The sequence below is a fragment of the Membranihabitans marinus genome (assembly GCF_021729155.1).
Classification (GTDB): Bacteria; Bacteroidota; Bacteroidia; order Chitinophagales; family Saprospiraceae; genus Membranihabitans; species Membranihabitans marinus.
On record NZ_JAJQYA010000001.1, the window covers coordinates 337,099 to 356,877 of the forward strand.

17 protein-coding genes are annotated in these 19,779 nt (G+C 40.2%); 13 read left to right on the top strand and 4 right to left on the bottom strand.

The window, feature by feature from the left end; genetic code table 11:
• Positions 1-5 precede the first annotated feature (5 nt).
• The 12 genes from LVD51_RS01200 to LVD51_RS01255 all read left to right on the top strand — a co-directional run bounded on the left by LVD51_RS01200 (position 6) and on the right by LVD51_RS01255 (position 14,795).
• A complete protein-coding gene (locus LVD51_RS01200) occupies positions 6-899 on the top strand; it encodes a GNAT family N-acetyltransferase (protein WP_236969344.1) in 894 nt (297 codons plus the stop codon).
• A 174-nt stretch (positions 900-1,073) separates the two neighbouring features.
• Positions 1,074-2,393, top strand: coding sequence for a neutral/alkaline non-lysosomal ceramidase N-terminal domain-containing protein (locus tag LVD51_RS01205; protein WP_236969345.1), 1,320 nt, complete (start codon positions 1,074-1,076; stop codon positions 2,391-2,393).
• Positions 2,394-2,447: 54 nt separating this feature from the next.
• Positions 2,448-3,842, top strand: coding sequence for a GntP family permease (locus LVD51_RS01210; RefSeq protein WP_236969346.1), 1,395 nt, complete (start codon positions 2,448-2,450; stop codon positions 3,840-3,842).
• Between the two features lie 29 nt (positions 3,843-3,871).
• Complete coding sequence (locus LVD51_RS01215; protein WP_236969347.1) at positions 3,872-4,645, top strand: 3-hydroxybutyrate dehydrogenase; 774 nt, start codon at positions 3,872-3,874, stop codon at positions 4,643-4,645.
• Positions 4,646-4,783: 138 nt separating this feature from the next.
• Entirely contained in the window at positions 4,784-5,872 is a 1,089-nt protein-coding gene (locus LVD51_RS01220; RefSeq protein WP_394803139.1) for a prolyl oligopeptidase family serine peptidase, read from the top strand.
• Between the two features lie 274 nt (positions 5,873-6,146).
• Positions 6,147-7,013 (top strand): sugar phosphate isomerase/epimerase family protein, encoded by an 867-nt coding sequence (locus tag LVD51_RS01225; protein WP_236969349.1) that lies wholly within the window; start codon positions 6,147-6,149, stop codon positions 7,011-7,013.
• Complete coding sequence (locus LVD51_RS01230) at positions 7,010-9,856, top strand: PVC-type heme-binding CxxCH protein (RefSeq protein WP_236969350.1); 2,847 nt, start codon at positions 7,010-7,012, stop codon at positions 9,854-9,856. The genes LVD51_RS01225 and LVD51_RS01230 overlap by 4 nt, the downstream gene beginning before the upstream one ends.
• A 22-nt stretch (positions 9,857-9,878) precedes the next feature.
• Complete coding sequence (locus tag LVD51_RS01235) at positions 9,879-10,673, top strand: SDR family NAD(P)-dependent oxidoreductase (protein WP_236969351.1); 795 nt, start codon at positions 9,879-9,881, stop codon at positions 10,671-10,673.
• Positions 10,666-11,577: an ROK family protein gene (locus LVD51_RS01240; protein WP_236969352.1), complete on the top strand. Its 912-nt coding sequence runs from the start codon at positions 10,666-10,668 to the stop codon at positions 11,575-11,577. Before LVD51_RS01235 ends, LVD51_RS01240 begins: the two co-directional genes overlap by 8 nt.
• A 7-nt stretch (positions 11,578-11,584) precedes the next feature.
• Positions 11,585-12,376, top strand: coding sequence for a sugar isomerase domain-containing protein (locus LVD51_RS01245; RefSeq protein WP_236969353.1), 792 nt, complete (start codon positions 11,585-11,587; stop codon positions 12,374-12,376).
• Between the two features lie 19 nt (positions 12,377-12,395).
• Positions 12,396-13,772, top strand: coding sequence for an FAD-dependent oxidoreductase (locus LVD51_RS01250; protein WP_236969354.1), 1,377 nt, complete (start codon positions 12,396-12,398; stop codon positions 13,770-13,772).
• Positions 13,773-13,838: 66 nt separating this feature from the next.
• The gene (locus tag LVD51_RS01255) at positions 13,839-14,795 is read left to right on the top strand and encodes a phosphotriesterase family protein (RefSeq protein WP_236969355.1); all 957 of its coding nucleotides are present in this window, start codon (positions 13,839-13,841) and stop codon (positions 14,793-14,795) included.
• A 102-nt stretch (positions 14,796-14,897) separates the two neighbouring features.
• Here LVD51_RS01255 and LVD51_RS01260 read toward each other — a convergent pair whose 3' ends face one another.
• Together LVD51_RS01260 and LVD51_RS01265 are read right to left on the bottom strand one after the other, a co-directional pair.
• Positions 14,898-15,533: a bifunctional 4-hydroxy-2-oxoglutarate aldolase/2-dehydro-3-deoxy-phosphogluconate aldolase gene (locus LVD51_RS01260; protein ID WP_236969356.1), complete on the bottom strand. Its 636-nt coding sequence runs from the start codon at positions 15,531-15,533 to the stop codon at positions 14,898-14,900.
• Entirely contained in the window at positions 15,526-16,479 is a 954-nt protein-coding gene (locus LVD51_RS01265; RefSeq protein WP_236969357.1) for a 2-dehydro-3-deoxygalactonokinase, read from the bottom strand. The genes LVD51_RS01260 and LVD51_RS01265 overlap by 8 nt, the downstream gene beginning before the upstream one ends.
• A gap of 593 nt (positions 16,480-17,072) precedes the next feature.
• On the opposite strand from LVD51_RS01265, the gene LVD51_RS01270 reads away from it, so the two are divergent.
• Positions 17,073-18,464 (top strand): sulfatase family protein, encoded by a 1,392-nt coding sequence (locus tag LVD51_RS01270; protein ID WP_236969358.1) that lies wholly within the window; start codon positions 17,073-17,075, stop codon positions 18,462-18,464.
• Between the two features lie 80 nt (positions 18,465-18,544).
• On the opposite strand, the gene LVD51_RS01275 is transcribed toward LVD51_RS01270, so the two are convergent.
• Both LVD51_RS01275 and LVD51_RS01280 read right to left on the bottom strand, forming a co-directional pair.
• Positions 18,545-18,796 carry a hypothetical protein gene (locus LVD51_RS01275; RefSeq protein WP_236969359.1) on the bottom strand — a complete coding sequence of 84 codons (252 nt, stop codon included), beginning with the start codon at positions 18,794-18,796 and terminating at the stop codon, positions 18,545-18,547.
• Positions 18,797-18,808: 12 nt separating this feature from the next.
• Entirely contained in the window at positions 18,809-19,543 is a 735-nt protein-coding gene (locus LVD51_RS01280) for a hypothetical protein (RefSeq protein WP_236969360.1), read from the bottom strand.
• Between the last annotated feature and the right edge of the window lie 236 nt (positions 19,544-19,779).

Genomic DNA, 19,779 nt, shown 5'->3' on the forward strand with positions numbered 1-19,779 from the left:
ATAAATTGGAAAAGTATATTTCTCTAGATAGGGGTATTTTCATAAGAAAAATGACGGCCGACGATGTTGCTGCTGGTCAGCGATTGGTCTTTCAAGCAGGCTGGAATCAACGAGGTTCGGATTGGGTGAGAATGATGGACATGGATCCCAATACTTGTTTTGTGGTAGAAATTAACCATAAGGTCGTAGCGACCATCGTAGCCACTGTTTTCCAATCTGTGGCATGGATATCAATGGTTTTGGTGGACAAAGATAGTAGAGGACAAGGTATTGGTAAATTAATGTTTCAATATGTTCTCGATCAATTAAATCTCATTGGTGTTTCCACTATTCGTCTCGATGCTACTGGAATGGGGATCGCTCTTTATCAAAAATTCGGTTTTGTGGAAGAGTATAGACTTGTGCGATATCGCCGTCAAATGTCTATCGGAGAACATGCAGTTGCATCTCCATCCTCCTTAACTGAACTCACGGCTTTAAATATTCCAGCTATCATGACCTTAGATAGAATAGCTACGGATACAGACAGGCAATCTCTGATTCGCCAGTGGATAGAGGACAGCAGTGTGCAAGTCTTTGGAAATTATGCTGATAAAGTGGGTAATCCAATTAAACTCAATGGTTTTGTCCTTGCTCGACCAGGCAACAGTGCTTGGCAATTGGGACCTTGTATTGCTTTAGATAATGTTCATGCTTTAGATTTATTAAATAAAGTATTGGCTACTTTGTCTGAAGAAGCCCTCATCTTAGACCTACCTGCTTCCAATCAACAAGCTGTTCAATGGGCTTTAGCCCATGGTTTTGAGGAAGAACGTCAATTTGCAAGAATGTTTTTAGGTCGAAAAATAAGAGAAGATATGTCATTGATCTACGCAAGTTCAGGTCCAGAAAAAGGATGATAGTAGAATTGAATATGGGGTTTTAGTATGGTCCCTTCCAATACTTTTATAGGTAAAGACGCAATGGGTGAAAAGGGGATGTATGTGGTATTGTAGACGAATATTTCTAAATATTTAAAACTAAAGTCTTTTTTGATTTGCATTATCATTAAAATGCAATATTTTCATTTTATTATGAAAGTACAAATAAAATCATTGATTGTTTTACTTGCAACCATCATGGCAGTATTCGTTTTTAATCCACCTCATTTAATGGGACAGTCTTTAAGTGGTCATGTGGTGAAAAAGAACATTACTCCGAAAAATTCTCAACATCTATTGGGTTATGGTGCTCGTAAGTCTACTGGGGTGCACGATTCAATTTATCATAAAATCCTAGTCCTCGACGATGGTGAGACCACCTTTGTTTTGGTGTCTAGTGACATTTGTTTGGTTTCTCCTGCAGAATATGATCGGGTGAAGGCATTGGTGGCTAATGAAATGGATATAAGCCCGGATCAATTTTACTGGTCGGTTACTCATACACATTCCGCTCCAGAGGTGGGACCACCAGGTCTACCTGAGCTATTTTTAGGAGATCGCTATACTCATTCATTTGATACAGCTTATACCAATTTTGTCACTCGACAACTTCTAGATGGTGTGGTAGAAGCTAAATTGGGTTTAAAACCTGCTCGATTGGGTGTGGGTTGGGGACATTCCAATGCCAATATCAACCGTCGAGCTGTTGATGAGAAGGGCGTAGTCAGATTGGGTATGAATCCCGATGGCCCAGTTGATCGCAGGATAGGTGTTTTAAAATTGACCGATGCTCATTCTGGCAACCTAATGGCAACAATTGCCAATTATGCTATCCACGGTACAGTGATGAGTGGGCATAATTTGGATATTAGCGGTGATGCCCCCGGTATAGTAGCTACATATGTGGAGGAAAAAACTGGTGCTCCTTTATTGTTTATTAATGGCGCTGCAGGTAATATCGCTCCAATATACAGCGTGTATCCCAGTCCTTCCGCCGGACATTTAAATGAATTTAAGGTGTTGCTCGGAGATAAAATTTTAGATGCCGTAAATAGAATCAATGGTTTTGAAACCGATATTAAATTTCAATTTGGCAAGGAAATTCTTAGGACTCCTCGTAAAGAGACATTGGGTTGGACAGAGGCCTTGTCCGATTACACTTCAACTCCACAATCGGGAAAACCAGAGGTTTTATTGCCTGTCTATTTTCTAAAAATAAATCCTAGGATCGCCATTTGGGCGGCTCCGCTAGAGTTGTTTTGTGAATCGTCTAATGCAATTCGGTCTCAATCTCCTTTTGAATTCACTTTTTATTATGGATACACCAATGGTTGGTTGGGCTATTTGTTGACGAAAGAAGAATACCATAAGGGAGGTTACGAAGTTAGTGTTTCACCATACACAAGTGCTGCAGACAAACAACTTCGCAAAACAGTAACCGCCTATTTGCAAGGTGAATTATCTGGTCAATAAGAAGGAAAAACAATTCAATCAGTGATCGTATAACCACAATAGACCGAATCTCCAATGGATATATTAATTATTGTTCTACCCCTGTTTTTACTTATTTTTATGGCCTATCGCGGCGGCAGTGTTATATTGTTTGCACCATTGGCGGCTATGCTCGCTGTGGCCTTGTACAACCCTACATGGGTGCCGACCTTTTTTACAGGGATTTTTATGGATAAACTGGCTGGATTTGTACGCTTGTATTTACCGGTATTTATTTTGGGAGCTATATTTGGGAAATTGATAGAAGTAGCCGGTTTTGCAAAATCCATAACTCGGGGTATAGTTGCGCTTTTGGGTAAAGACAGGGCGATATTATCCATCGTATTGGTAGGGGCTTTACTTACCTACGGTGGAGTCTCGCTTTTTGTGGTGGTATTTGCATTGTATCCTTTTGCAGCCGATTTATTTCGAACGGTGAATATTCCTAAGCGATTAATTCCAGGAGCTATTGCCTTAGGGGCTTTTACATTCACTATGGATTCATTTCCCGGAACACCTCAAATTCAGAATATCATCCCAACCACGTTTTATAATACCGATGTTTGGGCGGCTCCCATTCTTGGATTGTTTGGGGGGTTATTGGTTTTCGTCTTGGGCATGATGTACTTGAACCGTCGTGCCAGTCAGGCTTTTGAGAAAGGTGAGGGCTATGGTACTGGCCATAAAAATGAAATTGCCTTGGAATCAGAAAGTCATTTGCCCCATATTTATCTCGCCTTATTGCCCTTAATTATGGTGGCATTGTCGAATAAATTATTGGGGAATTATATTCCTTTATTTTATGACAAATTTTTTGATTTCTCGGCTATAGGCGTAGAAGGCATTCCCAATTTGGAAATCGAAAAAGTGGCTGGCCTCTGGGCTGTATCTGGTGGATTAATATTGGGTATCTGTATTGTACTCATAACATCATTTGAACGCATTAAATTGAAGTTGTTTTCTAGTGTCAATATTTCTATTAGTGGCGCTTTATTGGCCACTTTGAATACGGCTTCTGAATACGGTTTTGGAGGAGTGATTGCTGCATTACCGGGATTTAAAATATTGAGTCAGCAATTGTCGCATATGTTTAAAGACCCCTTGATCAATGAAGCGGTAACTACTACTACTTTGGCGGGGATTACTGGTTCGGCTTCTGGAGGGTTGAGCATTGCCTTGGCCACTATGAGTGAGCAGTATTTGGACATGGCTCATGAGGCGGGCATTTCTCCTGAAGTATTGCACCGGATTGCATCTATGGCCAGTGGCGGAATGGATACCTTGCCTCATAACGGTGCTGTCATCACCTTGTTGGCCGTTACTGGCCTGAGTCATAAGTCTTCATATAAGGATATTTTTGCCTTGACGGTGATCAAAACTTTGGCTGTTTTCGTCACTATTGCCTTTTATTATGCCACTGGATTGGAATAAATTAAATAAGGATTTAATATATAAATGCCATGTCTAAAAAAGTAGTTTTTGTCACTGGAGCAGCGAGGGGCATTGGTCTCGGGATTGCTGAAAGTTTTGCATTATCTGGCTACCACGTTGTATTGTCAGATATTAATCAAAAGGCTGTTGAAAATTCATATAATATATTGAGTGATAGAGGTTTGTCGGTTCAGTCGGCGGTTTGTGATGTTACTGATGAATCTATGGTGGAATCGGTTATCCGATCCGTAGTCGATCAACATGGTCGAATAGATGTATTGGTAAACAATGCTGGTATGCAATATGTGTCTGTGTTGGAAGATTTTCCCACGGCTACTTTTAGGAAGATGATGGAATTGATGTTGATTGCACCTTTTGTGTTGACCAAGTTGGTATTTCCCATTATGAAGCAGCATGGATTTGGACGTATCATCAATATATCATCTATCAATGGAATCATTGGGTTTGCTGGAAAATCGGCTTACAATAGTGCCAAACACGGTATCATAGGTTTGACCAAAGTGACGGCTTTGGAAGGAGCTGAGTGGGGAATTACAGCCAATGCCATTTGTCCAGGTTATGTGGATACCGAATTGGTCCGGGGGCAATTTGAAGATTTGGCCAAGACTAGAGGTTGTAGTCCCGATAAAATATTGGAGGAAGTGATTTTTCCCTTAGTTCCGCAGAAACGGTTAATTGATTTATCTGAGGTAGCCTCCATGGCGGTGTATTTGGCCAGTGACATAGCCTGTGGGATAACAGGGCAGAACCTAGTGATCGACGGAGGATATACAACGCAATAAGATTAGATAGCAATATACCGTAGGATAGATTGAGGGTTTTTTCTATTTTTATCTAAATAAAATTCTAATTTTCTGGACATGAAATGGACGATCAATGCCCTTTTAATATTTTTCTTTTTCTGTATAGGTTTAGCATCAATGGCTTTTGGACAAAAACCATCATTTACACATGATGCCATTTGGACGGAGATTGACACTTTTTTTGCCCCTCCATCTAAGTACAAAGACGTATATGGGGATTTTAGGTCGCCCTTAGTTTTTTATGATGGAAAAGAAGTAAAAAACAAGGGACAATGGAGAAAGCGTCGAAAGGAAATTCGTTCGCAATGGATGTCTATGATGGGGGAATGGCCTGACCTCATGAAGAAGCAAAAGATGAAGGTCATAGATTCGGAAGAACTTGAAAATTTTGTGCAACACAGAGTGGAATTTTATTGGACACCGACAGAGAAAACTCAGGGTTATCTCTTAATTCCAAAAGGTGGGGGAGTTAAACCCGCTGTTATAACGGTGTATTATGAAGCGGAGACTAGTATAGGTCTGGGAGTTAATCCTCACAGAGATTTTGCCTACCAATTGGCTAAACGTGGTTTTGTAACACTTTCATTGGGCACCAAAGAAACTACGGAGGCGAAGACATATTCAATCTATTATCCAGATATAGAAAATGCGAAGGTTCAACCTTTGTCTATGTTGGCTTATGCTGCAGCTAATGCATATTATGTTTTGGCCAATCGTCCAGAGGTGGATAAAGACCGTATCGGTATTGTTGGGCATTCTTATGGAGGAAAGTGGTCGATGTTCGCATCCTGTTTATTTGATAAATTTGCTTGTGCGGCATGGTCTGATCCCGGTATTGTTTTTCAAGACGATAGGGAGAGTATCAATTATTGGGAACCTTGGTATTTGGGATATCATCCTAAGCCCTGGCGAAAGCGAGGTTTAATAACTGCAGAAAATCCAGCATATGGATTGTATCCGCAATTGCGCAAAGAAAATTACAATTTACAAGAACTACATGCCTTGATGGCACCTCGGCCGTTCTTGGTTTCTGGTGGTTCAGAAGATCCTGTCCAGCAGTGGATTCCTCTTAATCATAGTCTTGCGGTCAATCGGCTGTTGGGTTATGATGATCGTGTGGCTATGACCAATCGACCGGATCATTCACCCAATGCCGAGTCAAATGAAGTCATATTTAAGTTTTTCCAGTATTTTATAGGTGATTAAGGATGGGTTAGAAGGATTTGAAAATATAGGGAACATTTCATTTATTTTTCTCCACCCTAGCCTTTCAGTCATTCCCATCAGCGGCGGACCTTGTAGAGAGCTACTGGCTCCGGCTCGATCTTCTAATTAATCTTGAGGACATAGATATAAATATATCGAAACATAACCGACAATATTACATTTATTTCGTGTAAAAATCCATTAAATATTTCGATATTAACAGATATTCTACAATAATTAATTTATATTCAAAGGAAATATAAACAATGTTATTATGAACCACTTGATTGGACGTAGATCTGTGCTGTATGGATTAAGTGGGATGGCTGGTCTTCCCATGCGTCAGATATGGTCTAATGTTTTAAAGTATCCGTATAAAATAAAAATTGGGGCTTGTGACTGGTCTATCGGTCAACATAGCGAAGTAAAATCATTGGCGGTTGGGCAAGAGATTGGATTGGATGGGGTTCAGGTAAGTCTGGGCAAGGTAGAAAACAATATGCATCTTCGTCGGGTCGAAATTCAAAAAGCTTATAAGCAGGCTGCTAAACGATATGGTGTAAAGATCGCCAGTCTGGCTATCGGGGAGTTAAATAAATATCCCTATAAAAGTGATCAGCAGACCATTAAGTGGGTAGAAGACAGTATTCAGGTGGCCAAGGATATGAAGTGTAAAGTGATTTTATTGGCATTTTTTGGCAAAGGAGATCTCAAAAACGATGATATAGGTCAACGAGAAGTTATTCAGCGCTTAAAAAACGTAATGCCTGAAGCAGAGAAACTAGGTATTACATTAGGTATCGAATCGTGGTTGAGTGCATCGGAACATATGAAGATAATAGATGCCGTAGGATCATCTAACCTTAAGGTCTATTACGATGTGGCAAATTCAGAAAAAATGGGCTATGATATTTATGAAGAAATCAGATGGTTGGGTGCTCAGATATGTGAAATTCATATGAAGGAAAATGGAGCCTTGCTCGGTCAGGGTAGGGTTGACTTTGTTAAGGTCGCAGAGGCCATGGCGGATATTCGATATTCTGGTTGGGTTCAGATAGAAGGAGCTGTACCCAAAGGGACTGAGATGTTGCCCAGTTACCGCCAGAACAATGCCTTTTTACGAAAAACATTTGGTTTATGAAGTTGCAGATTTCGTGGTGCGGACTGGGTATAATATTCGTGTTGTATAGTTGTCAATCAATTGAGCCTTCGACAATAGGTAGTGAAGATTTATTTCTACCTGAGGATTTAAGGGTAAATCTATGGGCTGAATCGCCTATGTTTTACAATCCTACGGCAATGGATGTAGACGAAAAGGGTAGGATTTATGTATCTGAGGCCGTGAATTATCGATCATTTAAACACGATGGACAAAATCCTTTTCATCACGATGCAGGCGATCGCATTGTGATATTGGAAGATAGCGATGGAGATGGTCAGGCCGATCAATCTAAGGTTTTTGTTCAAGACAAAGATCTACAAGCTCCTGTTGGAATAGCAGTTATTGGCCATCGAGTAATCGTGTCTTCGGCACCGTCCATGATTGTGTATACTGACCATGATGGTGATGATGTGGCTGATGAAAAGGAAGTGTTTTTAACTGGTTTTGGAGGTTATGATCACGACCATTCACTGCATTCGGTAGTGGTCGGCCCCGATGGTCAATGGTATTTTAATACGGGGAATGCCGGACCTCATATGGTAAAAGATAAAGCTGGTTGGACCCTGCGTTCAGGGAGTATTTACAATGGAGGAACACCGTACAACAATAGCAATACTCCTGGCTTGGTCAGTGACGATGGCCGAATTTGGACAGGTGGACTGGCTTTAAGGATATCTCCCGACGGAAAAGATTTGAAGGTCATGGCGCATAATTTTCGAAATGCCTATGAGTTGACTGTTGATTCTTACGGCAATATGTGGCAAAATGACAATGATGATCAAGTCACAGCCTGTCGTACTTCTTGGTTGATGGAAGGCGGAAATGCCGGTTATTTTAGCGAAGATGGCAGTCGCAATTGGCGAGCCGATCAACGGCCCAATCAGAGTATATTTTCAGCGCATTGGCATCAAGATGATCCCGGTGTTATGCCAGCTGGAGACAACAGTGGAGCAGGTGCTCCTACTGGAGTTGCTCTAATTGAATCCGATGATTTGGGTGAAGCTTATCGGGGAATGTTTTTAAGTGCGGATGCCGGTAGAAATTTGGTTTTTGGATATCGACCTAAGGCTGATGGCGGTGGATTTTCGATGTCGGATAAAATAGAGTTTGTCACTTCAGTCCATCAATCCACAGAAGAATATCGATGGAACAATATGGATATAGATTCTACCAAATGGTTTCGCCCCAGTGATGTAGTTGTCGGGACTGACGGTGCGGTGTATGTGGCGGATTGGTACGATCCTATTGTAGGAGGTCACGCTATGCACGATAGTTTGGGATATGGACGGATCTATAGGATAAGTCCCAAGGATAAGATATTGAAAGCACCAAAATTAAATTTTAAAACGACGAAGGGTCAGATACAAGCATTGTTGAATCCGGCTATTAATGTTCGAAATAAAGGATTTTTAGCTTTACTTCAACAGGGCGAAGAGGTTATTCCGGAAGTAGAATCAATTATTGATCATAGTGATAATCCATACCATGTAGGTCGAGCCATATGGTTAATGGTTCAATTGGGTGAAAAGGGCATAAAAAAGGTAGAGGGATTGTTGAATTCAGAATCGGATGATATTCGTTTGGTTGTTTTTAGGGCTTTGCGGTCCAATAATGATAATGTATTGCGTTATGCGGGTCGGTTGGCTGGAGATAAGAGTCCAGCTGTGCGAAGGGAAGTGGCTTTGACCATGCGAGATTATTCCTTTGCAGAGATCGAGGGTATAATACAAAAAGTCATTGATGGTTTTGATGGGGAGGATCCTTGGAGTCTAACGGCCATTGGAATTGCTCTAGATGGAAAAGAAAATGAGATCTATCCCTATTTAACACAACAATATGGTAGCGATCCATTGAAGTGGTCTAATAAAATGGCCAATTTAGTTTATTGCTTGCATCCGGAATCGGCTATTACCCACTTGAAGCAAAGGGTTGTCTCTGATCTGATAGAATTGGAACAGCGGAAACGAGCCTGCACGGCATTGGCCTTTATTGCCACGCCAGAGGCCGCTACAGCTATGCTAGAGATAGCGAAAGAGGTGGGCAACCATCCTATCCAATCGTGGGCAGGATATTGGTTGCAGCATCGATCGACCAATGATTGGGCGGGGTATTATCAATTAAAAAAGGAGGAGAAGCCCAGGAGTAGTCATGTCGGCGTTTGGCGCAAGGAATTATTGGCAGGTGAAACAGCATTTGACACAAAAATAGATTTAATTAAGACCATGGCTTCCGATAAAGAGGGTGGTCAAATGCTGATTAATTTAGCGGCAGAAAATTTAATTACGGGATCATTAAGAGATACCACGGCTCAGTATATTTTTTCAAATCCAGATCAGGGGGTTCGGGTGTTGGCCAGTGAATATTTTGTCAGTAAAAATGGGCAGCACATATACAATATCGTGCAAATGATGGAAATGCGCGGCAGAAAAGTAGAAGGCGGTGAGATTTTTAGGAAAAGATGTCAGAGTTGTCATAAAGCGGGAAATGAAGGAGGGGATATAGGGCCAGCATTGACAGATTTAAAGAAGAAGATGGACAGAAGGACGGCATTCGATGCTATTATTCATCCCGAGGCCGATATTGTGTTTGGCTATGAACCGTGGATAATAAAATTGAAAAATGGTGAGAGTAAGTTTGGATTTATACAGGGAGAGGGAGAATATTTAAGCATAAAGGATGGGGCAGGGAATATTTTTAGTATTCATTCTTCAGAGGTAGAATCTAGAACTCGAGGTAGGTCATTGATGCCCAGTCCCCAACAACTGGATTTGAGCGAAAAAGATATCGTCGATGTAGTGAGTTATTTATGGAATATTCCCTAAATGAAAGAATTATCTTAAAGAGATGGATTTACAAAACAAAAATATTGTAATTATTGGCGGTACTTCTGGGATTGGTTTGGCGGCAGCGGAGGGATTTGTTGCGTCAGGCGCTGGATTAGTCGTTGTTGGTTTGGATGAAGAAAGTTGTGAAGTTGCTCAGGATATACTTGGCAATCAGGCTGTAGTTTTGCAAGGCGATGCAGTGGATGAGAAAACAGCGGCTTACGCTATAGAACAATGTAATCAACATTTCGGACAGTTGACTGGATTATACCATGTTGCGGGATCGAGTGGACGAAAGTACGGTGATGGACCACTGCACGAGATGAGTATTGAGGGGTGGAATAAAACCTTTGAAGTCAATTTGACGAGTTTAATGTTGTCTAATCGAGCGGCTTTACGAGCGTTTTTGGCCTCAGATACGGTGGGATCCATTTTAAATTTAACTTCTGTCTTGGCTTCTTCTCCAGCTCCACACTATTTTACGACCCACGGTTATGCTGCGGCCAAGTCTGCAGTAATTGGTTTGACTAAATCTACAGCTGCTCACTACGCTAAATACGGAATTCGAATCAATGGATTGGCGCCGGGATTGGTAGACAGTCCCATGGCACAGCGAGCTGCACAAAACCGAGATATTATGGCTTATATTAAGACAAAACAGCCATTGGATGGAGGGAGGATCGGTAGCCCAACAGATTTAGTGGGAGCAGCATTGTATTTTATGTCTGACTACTCTCAATTTACAACCGGGCAGATTTTATCCGTAGATGGTGGATGGAGTACTCAGGAGGGGCAAATTATTAGCAATGAATGAAGGAGATAAAATAGCATATACCATAGGCGTGGATTTGGGGGGGACTCGAATCAAGGCCGTTTTATTGGATGTAGGGCAAGGTGTGGTGGTCAATCGACTTACATGTGATAGTTTGGGTAGTGAGTTTGAGGGTTGGAAAATTAAAATTAAAGAAATGGTTGTCGAATTGCAGACTGGACTTGATTCACCCATTATGGGCATAGGTCTGGCTGCACCTGGTATAGCTGCCAGTAATCGACAATCCATAGCTTTGATGCCTGGAAGGTTGAGTGGATTGGAGGGATTTCAATGGTCATCTTATTTGGATCGATCGGTCACCGTCATTAATGATGGGCAATCAGCCTTACTGGCTGAGGTGTATTATGGTCAACTAAAAGGGGTTACCGATGGATTTTTGTTGACCTTGGGCACTGGTGTTGGTGGGGCTCTTTGGCTCAATAACCAGTTGTATGGTGGAAAGCATCATTTCGCTGGACACTTAGGTCATTTGTCTATCGATGCCAATAGTGTAGATCGTGGGATAACTTCTATGCCGGGGAGTTTGGAAGCTGCCATTGGCAATGAGAGTGTGGGTAAACGGAGTTGGCAACACTATCAACACACCAAGGATTTGGTAATGGCTTATGAAAATCAAGAGCCGATAGCGAGTTATGTATGGTTGAATAGTGTAAGGCAATTGGCTATCGGGCTCGCTTCATTAATTAATGTTTTCGCTCCTGAAAAAATAGTATTGAGTGGTGGAATTGCCAATGCCGGGGAATCTCTTTTTCAGCCATTAAATGCATTTATGAATTGTTATGAATGGTGTCCTATGGGTGAAAATGTGCCCATTGTGAAGGCTGAATTTGAGGAGTGGTCGGGTGCTATAGGTGCAGCAGTTGCCGTAATAGAATGTAAAAATTAATAAACATATGAATTTAACACAGACATATATTGAAAAATCAAGAGCCATTCTCGATGGGGTTTTGCAACAGCAGCATGAAATTAGGATGGCGGCAGAATGGTTTGCCAAAACCATTCTAGCTGGTAGGATGGTACATGTGTTTGGCAGTGGACACAGCCGGATGATGGTGGAAGAAATGTGGCCTCGGTATGGTTCATTTCCCGGATTTAATCCCATCGTTGAGTTGTCATTGAGTTTTCACAACTTGGTTATTGGAGCCAATGGCCAGCGACAGGCCATGTTTATAGAAAATGTACCGGGGTTGGCAGCCAGAATACTGCGGAATTTTGATTTGTCCACTGAGGATTCGGCTTTGATTATTTCTTCTAGTGGCAGCAATGTCGTACCCATAGAAATGGCTGAAGGATTTCAAAAGGCTGGGATAAAGGTAGTTGCTTTGGTTTCGAAGCGTCATGCCGATCTCAGTTCGAGTAAACACGAAAAAGGATTAAAGTTGACCGATTTTGCCGATTTAATTTTAGATACAGGTGCGCCAGCAGGTGATGCCATGATCCAAGTGCCTCATCTAGATGAACCTGTATCACCGGGGTCATCTTTGGGTGGCATTGCGTTGATCAATTGTATAAAGGCAGAAGTGGCCAATATGTTGACTATGGCTGGTCAACCACCTACGGTGTTGACCTCTGGGATTCATGTAGGAGTTGAAAAAGCGACGTCCTTGTTCGAGAAAGCCTATGACGAACACGCCCATCGAATGGCTAAGCTATATGCAAATGTTGGGCAAGACAAAAAGATTTAAATAGTGAAAAATAGAGAATATGTCTTCCATAATTAAATTTTCAAAAGTGCCCTTTTACGGGGTAAAAGATGTATTGGTGATTGGCGGTGGATCTGCGGGTTGCACTGCAGCATTGGCGGCAGCTGGACAGGCAGAGGGAAAATATAAGGTGGCTTTAGTAGAGCGGTACGGTTTTTTAGGTGGTTCGTCCACTCAAATGTTGGATACTTTTTACGGTTTTTTTACTCCGGGTAACCATCCCCAAAAAATAGTGGGCGGTTGGCCAGATAAAGTGGTGAATGCCCTGGATGGTTATCAAGGTATTTTCTTGCGCCCCAATACCTATGGGGCGGGTACTGGGGTAAATTACAATCCCGAACGATTGAAGTTTGTATGGGATGAATTGATTGTCGGCCACGATATCGATGTGATTTTACATGCTACTTTAATCGGTGTGGAACCCCATGACGAAGGTTATGCCTGTGTGTTCTGGCATAAAGGTGGGTTTTTTAAGATCAATGCATTGCGGGTGATTGACGCTTCAGGCGATGGGGACTTTTCGCATTTGGCTGGATTGCCTTATGAAGAGGCCGGTAAAAAAGAGGCTGCTCAGACGATGACTACAACTTTTCGGATGAGTAATGTGGATTTGGATCAATTTGAAAAGGCGGGCGGCAAGTCAATGTTAAAACAAAAAATGAGTGATGCAGTAGACAAAGGACAATACGATTTGCCTCGAAAAGAGGGGTCAGCCCACGAAATGAATGCCAAAAATTGTATATCTACAGTGGCTGTTAAGGTGGCGGGATATTCGGGATTAGATGCCATGCAATTGACTGAAGCTGAGATGGAAGGACGGCGGCAGGCTTTTGTTTATGAAAAGTTTTTTAGAAATGAAGTGGCCGGTTATGCCGATGCCAATATTATAGGGATGTCTCATCAAATTGGAGTGCGAGAAACGAGAAGAATTTATGGCAATCACCGATTGACAAAGATGGAGTGTTTGGAGGCTAAAATTCCCGAATCCAGTATTTTCTTATGTGGTGCACCTATAGAAGATCATCGGCAGGGCAGTCAAGGGGAAATGGAAACACATTGGGAGTACATCCCCAATGCCGGAGTTTACGGTGTGCCCTATGGGACCATTGTGCCGCAGGAAAGTCAGGTGAGTTGGTGTGTCGGACGTTGTTTTTCGGCCAGTCACGATGCTCATGCTTCTTGTAGGTCCATGGCGCAGACTATGTCTATGGGACAGGCGGCTGGTGTCGCTGCCGTATTGTCTCTGTCACATGAAGAGTCGGCAAGTAATTTGTCTGTGAGTCGCTTGAGAAATATTTTGTCAGATATTGGTGCAGTTTTAGAACTACCTGATGGTGATGCTGATATTTCCCGCCATGGTTGGAAAAATAATTTTTAATGAATTCATTTGGTATTAGAAACTCTTTTTTTTGCTGGTGAATTGATTTATATAAAATACCATAATATGGATACTTTTGTTCGCACAGTATTGGGGGATATCAAAGTGGAAGATATGGGAGTGACCTATTCCCATGAGCACATTGTGATAGACGATAGTTATCCTACCCAGAGTCAGCCCAATTTTTTGTTGAATGATATACAGCGAATTGTTACAGAATTAAAAACCGTTTATCGTTTGGGCGGTAGAACCATGGTCGATACCATGCCGGCCAATTGCGGGCGCAATGTGCTGGCCTTGGCCGAAGTTTCTCGTCGAAGCGGCATACAAATTATAGCTCCAACTGGGATTCATTTAGAAATGTATTATCCAACTAATCACTGGCGTTATCTTTATTCTGTGGAGGAATTGGTGGAGATGTTTATTGCCGATATTGAAATCGGTATCGATCGACTGGATTACGGTGGTCCCATAGTAAAACGAAGTCCACATAAGGCAGGTTTATTGAAATTGGCCACCGGTGATGGTGAAATTACTTCTCATCAAAAGAAGATATTTGAGGCTGTGGCTTTGGCTCATCATCGAACGGGATGCCCTATTCTCACCCATAGTAATGCGGGATTGCAAGCTATGTCTCAAGTTAAGGAATTCGATAAATGGGGGGTGGATTTATCCAAGGTGGTGATTAGTCATGTCGATCGTCGTAAGGATATAGAGTACCACCGAGAATTGTTGAAATCAGGGGTGAATGTAGAATACGACAGTTGTTTTCGATGGAAGGAGGGCGAGGATAATTGGACCATGATATTGTTGGAAGCGCTGTTACCAGAATTCCCTTATCAGATAACTCTCGGTATGGATGCTGCTCGTCATAGCTATTGGCATAGTTATGGGGGGAGTCCGGGATTAGGTTATTTGCTGACTGATTTAGTGGCTTTGTTAAAAGAAAGAGATCTATTGTGGCATTGGCGACATATGATGGTGGACAATCCAGCATCGATATTTTCTTTTAAGAAAGGTTAGTTTTTTATGTACAAATCCATGATCGATAGGTGTCAATATTACCTATTGTCATCAATTCGTATAATATAAAAAATCAAAGGATGATGTCTGAGAGATATCGCATTATAACAGCTGAGATTTTAGCTGGACTAAATGTTCGAAGAGTCCATTAAAATCATTATTCTCGATTAATGCTTTGTTAAACAGACTGCTGCCCATGCCTAAACCATATGCCCCAGCCTTGAGATATGCACTTGCATTGCCGTGATTGACACCGCCAGTTGGAATCAATTTAATGTCGTTCAAAGGTGCTAGAACGTCTTTGATGTATCCCACACCGAGTTGTGAAGCGGGAAATACTTTTACGGCATCCGCTCCCATTGACCAAGCGCGATATATTTCCGTTGGTGTATATGCGCCCGGGAATATTGGAATAGATTGGGATACACAATGCTTAATTACACGGTCGTCGAGAATTGGTGTGACAATAAATTTAGATCCTGCATCTAGGGCGTGGTTTAGATCCTCCATATTGCAAACCGTCCCCGCTCCTATATTCATATTGGGGAAAGTCGTTCGGAGAGCAGTTATGATGTCCACTACATTGTCTGTATTCATAGTTACCTCTAGGGTGTTGAAGCCCGCTTTGAAGTATGATTCTGCTATTTTTAAAGTCTTTACTTGGCTTATTCCTCTCAGTATACCTACGATGGGTAGTTTTTCAAAGTTCTCTTTGTTAAATGTGCTATGGTTAGACATGGTGTTTTAATATGTTTAATTGACCCAATATAATAGCCTGCTGCAATTTTTCCCCATAAAAAAAAGTTGTTTTTGGCAATAGATTCATAAATGTTATGGCATTTTTATACATGGTCAATAGGGGCTCGTCGGATGCGATATTGATATTTAATGGGTATTTGGATAAATAGCTTAGCTCGTCTCCGATAAGCAGACCACTTAATTGGTGAAAGTTGGCTTTTTTATCAATATTTCCAAATATTTCATTTGCTCTTATGGAAAATATATTGGCAGATAATCCCCCTTCCATACCTAGGGCTACTCCCTTGAGAAAGGATTTTTTATATTTTTCTGACCATGGAGAATATTCAACATTGTTACTTAGAATACTCTGGTTGGCCAATAAATCAAAGAGTTCTCCAGTCATATAACTTTTAAATGATTCAAATTGATTTTCACTAGAAAATATGTGTTTGCTATGACTGCCAGGAAGGATGGTAACACCATTCTTTTGATCTGTTGTCATATATTGACAGAGTCCAAGTGCTTGGACTTCTTCTCCTCGCATAATGGAATCTGTTGAACGGACACCAGAAATGAGGAGTAAATTCATTCCATTTTCTAGTTCTATTTTTTTGGTTATGATCGAAGGACTGTTGTAATTTATCGGCATTTCGGCGTAGGGAAGTTCCATCATGCCAATACTTGAAGTAACCATGCCAGAGGCCACGATATAGTCAGAACTTTCTGTACTGAATCCATTGGACTTTAATGTGTTTTGGAGGAAGGATTTAAAGTAATCAAATTGACTTAAACTGGACAGCTGTTTATATTGATTAAATATTTTTTTAATACCATCATTGGTTTTCACTTCCTTTATAACCCTCATAGAATGGGTATCTACAAGTCGCAGTCGAAGATTTGATGTGCCCCAGTCGCAACTTATAAATTTTGAAATATTTTTCATTTTTTCTATTTGGGTTAGCCCTTCTTGATTTTACAATAGAATAGTTCTTTGGTGTAAATGTAGAATAATATATGAAAAATTTTCTAATTGTCTCTTTTGTTGTGTGTAATTATGGTTTTTGTGCATAATTTGAAACAAAAGTTAGGTGTTGAATACTTTTTGTCTCATTCTTTTATTTGTCTCATATTCTAGTGGAAGGTTTTACCTTCTTGTTTGCTTCCTTATTTTAATTGATATAAAATTGTCTAAGCTGTGGATTACGTGTTTTACGTCCTTGTATTTCAAAATATTTCAAAGGAAGGTTGCAGTAAGTCGTTGTTGGCGATAGTATTCACCATGGAAGAATTCATTAACTAAGAATTATTAATGGAAACCTTATTTTAATAACCAAAGTGATAACCTGGGATCAAATTCAAAGCCAAAAGTCAAAATTGTAATATTCCCTCACTATTTGTGTAATAATATTAAATGATGGTAAATACCCTTTAGTGTTATTGGTTTATTTTATGTTTTTACCTCATATGGTTGTTTTGTTGGGAGAGTTTATTGATGAATAGTTTTATATTAGTGAAACAATATAAAATCTATAAAATATGGCTCATCAATTTGTGTATATTATTCTTAGTTGTATTTTCTTGTTTTCATGTAGTAGTCAAGAAGTTGAAACGGTGGACAATGAAAAACCCAATGTTGTACTTATTTTCTTAGACGATGGGGCTTTTGAAGATTTTAGTCCCTTTGGGCAACCGAGATATCCTACTCCTAATGTAGAAGAACTGGCATCAGAAGGGCGTAGTTTTTATAGTTTTTATGTGCCACAGGCCGTTTGTTCTGCTTCGAGGGCAGCGTTGTTGACGGGATGTTATCCCGGTCGTACCAAGGTTTTTGGTGCTCATGGCCCACGTCAAAAAGGTTTGGATCCCAGTTTTGCTACCATAGGTGAAGTTTTGAAAAAAAATGGCTATGCTACTGGTGTGTTCGGAAAATGGCATGTTGGTGATCAACCAGAAACCAGACCGATGGCTCGCGGTTTTGACGAGTCTTCTGGATTAATGTATTCCAATGATATGTGGGCTAATCATCCTGAAAGTGGAGACTACTGGGCTAAGTGGCCATTGCAATTTTGGAAAAATGGTGAAATTACCATTGATTCCGTAGACAAGGAAGATCAAAAGATGCTTTCCACATGGTATACTGAACACGCCGTTGATTTTATTAAACGACATAAAGATCAGCCTTTCTTTGTCTATTTACCTCATTCAATGCCTCATGTGCCGATTTTCTGTAGTGACAAGTTTGAAGGGAAATCCGGCGTTGGTCTATATGGTGATGTCATGATGGAACTCGATTGGTCGGTAGGTCAAATCAATCAAACCCTAAAGGATGAAGGCTTGGAGGATAATACCGTCTTGATTTTTATTGGATCAGACAATGGTCCATGGTTGAGCTATAGTGATCATGCTGGATTGACATCATTTAGAGAAGGCAAGGGAACTACTTTCGATGGAGGTGTGCGAAATCCTGCCATAGTGAAATATCCTGGAAGGATGGAAGCCAACTCCGTTTCTTATAATACTTTTGCCTCTATTGATATTTTGCCAACCCTCTGCGGAATTACAGGAGCTGATTTACCGCAGAATGAAATCGATGGTAAAGATATATGGAACTGGATTAGCGGTGATGGAAGTGGTGAAAACCCACATAATTACTATCCTTTTTCCAACAGTAAACAATTTCAAGGCGTGATAACTGGGGATGGCAAGTGGAAGTTGCATCTAGAGCATCCTTATCGAACCATCGATTATGGAGGCAAAGATGGAATTCCTGGAAAGTATAAGTTTGAAACTATCGATACCTCTCTTTTTGATATGGTCCACGACCCCTATGAGCGGTCCAACGTCATTGCACAATATCCAGAAATGGCTCAACAGTTGATTGAGTGGGCGGAAGCTCACGAACAGCGGTTTTATGCTCAGGAGGAATAGGTTATCATATTAATACTATATCTCCCAAATAATTATTGTCTTATATTTTAGATCGTTAATCTGATTTCAACTGGTTATAATTATTGTGGTGCATTTCTATGACGCCAATAAGTTTTTCCACCGTGATATATTCCATATAAGACGATAAAAATCATTACCCATTTCAAACTAATGGTTTTGGTACTAAAACTGTCATCTATAATGATCCATAATAGAAAAAGCACTCCAAAAACGATTCTGATAATTCCAGCTTTTGCTTGTGGAATTTTATTGAGAAAAATTTGACCAAAAATTAAAATTAAAACACATAATAGTAGCAACATATATTCCATAATAACAAGTATTTAAAATACATAACATATTGCATTAGAGACTTGAGAATTGTCTTCGCAGAAGAAGCACCAACATCCCCATCCACAGAAGGCAGTGCCTAAACCTGCTGTTGATACACTACAACCATATGTGCATACTAAAACTTTCACTTGGTTACCATAATTACCACAAACTATTGTGTCTTGTTCATAGTAAGTCCTTGAATTATCAATGTTTTGTATGATTAGGTTGGGATTTAAACTGTTCCATAAATTAAATATTCTTTCATAATTATCAAAAAAATAATTAACATTTTCAATGTTTTCTGAAGACGAATTATGATTGCTAGCAATTTCATTTAACGAAGGAAACTTTTTTAAAAGTTGATTCTTTTTTTTGTTAAGTTCAAGGATGTATTCGTTGCCTACTTCTAATGATCCAAATACTAGTTCGAATATTTCATTTTCTTTTTTTGTGCCGATCCTTTCGACTATTGACTCTCTAATATCATATAAAGAATAGCCAATAGATTGGGCTTTTTCAAGGTATTTGAAAAATTGTTGTCGATGTTCCCATAAGTCAAAATATTCATTTGAATTAACAATTAAAAAATATTCGGTTTCGGAAAGTTCTCTTGTAATATTATTTGATTTAGAAATATTGTTGCTATCGGTGCAACTAAGGATAATTAGTGGGAGGGTGATTATGTTAAAAATAAACCAATAACACCCCTTTAAACTTTTTCTGTTTAAAAATAATACTTTCATGATTCAATAATTTTATAGGTTTAAAAAATGAAAGTTTCTTTTTAGCTTTAGCGTATAGATGTATGTTCCTAAGATATGAATATTTTTTAAATTTAAAAAATATTCATTGTATGCTTATTCATGTATTTTAGTTAGCAGAGCTAAATTGCTTTCGAATTACAATGGGAAATAATTGTAATAATAATGCTGAATCAGAAGCGTCCAAAAAAAGTAAAAAAAGCCCTGAAGGGGCCTAG

Excerpts from the sequence above, each read along its gene's own strand:
- LVD51_RS01235 (WP_236969351.1), top strand. The coding sequence starts at position 9,879 with ATGGATTTACAAAACAAAAATATTGTAATTATTGGCGGTACTTCTGGG.
- LVD51_RS01245 (WP_236969353.1), top strand. The coding sequence starts at position 11,585 with ATGAATTTAACACAGACATATATTGAAAAATCAAGAGCCATTCTCGAT.
- LVD51_RS01265 (WP_236969357.1), bottom strand. The coding sequence starts at position 16,479 with ATGAAAAATATTTCAAAATTTATAAGTTGCGACTGGGGCACATCAAAT.
- LVD51_RS01210 (WP_236969346.1), top strand. The coding sequence starts at position 2,448 with ATGGATATATTAATTATTGTTCTACCCCTGTTTTTACTTATTTTTATG.
- LVD51_RS01280 (WP_236969360.1), bottom strand. The coding sequence starts at position 19,543 with ATGAAAGTATTATTTTTAAACAGAAAAAGTTTAAAGGGGTGTTATTGG.
- LVD51_RS01270 (WP_236969358.1), top strand. The coding sequence starts at position 17,073 with ATGGCTCATCAATTTGTGTATATTATTCTTAGTTGTATTTTCTTGTTT.
- LVD51_RS01230 (WP_236969350.1), top strand. The coding sequence starts at position 7,010 with ATGAAGTTGCAGATTTCGTGGTGCGGACTGGGTATAATATTCGTGTTG.
- LVD51_RS01275 (WP_236969359.1), bottom strand. The coding sequence starts at position 18,796 with ATGGAATATATGTTGCTACTATTATGTGTTTTAATTTTAATTTTTGGT.
- LVD51_RS01255 (WP_236969355.1), top strand. The coding sequence starts at position 13,839 with ATGGATACTTTTGTTCGCACAGTATTGGGGGATATCAAAGTGGAAGAT.
- LVD51_RS01220 (WP_394803139.1), top strand. The coding sequence starts at position 4,784 with ATGGCTTTTGGACAAAAACCATCATTTACACATGATGCCATTTGGACG.
- LVD51_RS01250 (WP_236969354.1), top strand. The coding sequence starts at position 12,396 with ATGTCTTCCATAATTAAATTTTCAAAAGTGCCCTTTTACGGGGTAAAA.
- LVD51_RS01215 (WP_236969347.1), top strand. The coding sequence starts at position 3,872 with ATGTCTAAAAAAGTAGTTTTTGTCACTGGAGCAGCGAGGGGCATTGGT.
- LVD51_RS01225 (WP_236969349.1), top strand. The coding sequence starts at position 6,147 with ATGAACCACTTGATTGGACGTAGATCTGTGCTGTATGGATTAAGTGGG.
- LVD51_RS01260 (WP_236969356.1), bottom strand. The coding sequence starts at position 15,533 with ATGTCTAACCATAGCACATTTAACAAAGAGAACTTTGAAAAACTACCC.
- LVD51_RS01205 (WP_236969345.1), top strand. The coding sequence starts at position 1,074 with ATGAAAGTACAAATAAAATCATTGATTGTTTTACTTGCAACCATCATG.
- LVD51_RS01240 (WP_236969352.1), top strand. The coding sequence starts at position 10,666 with ATGAATGAAGGAGATAAAATAGCATATACCATAGGCGTGGATTTGGGG.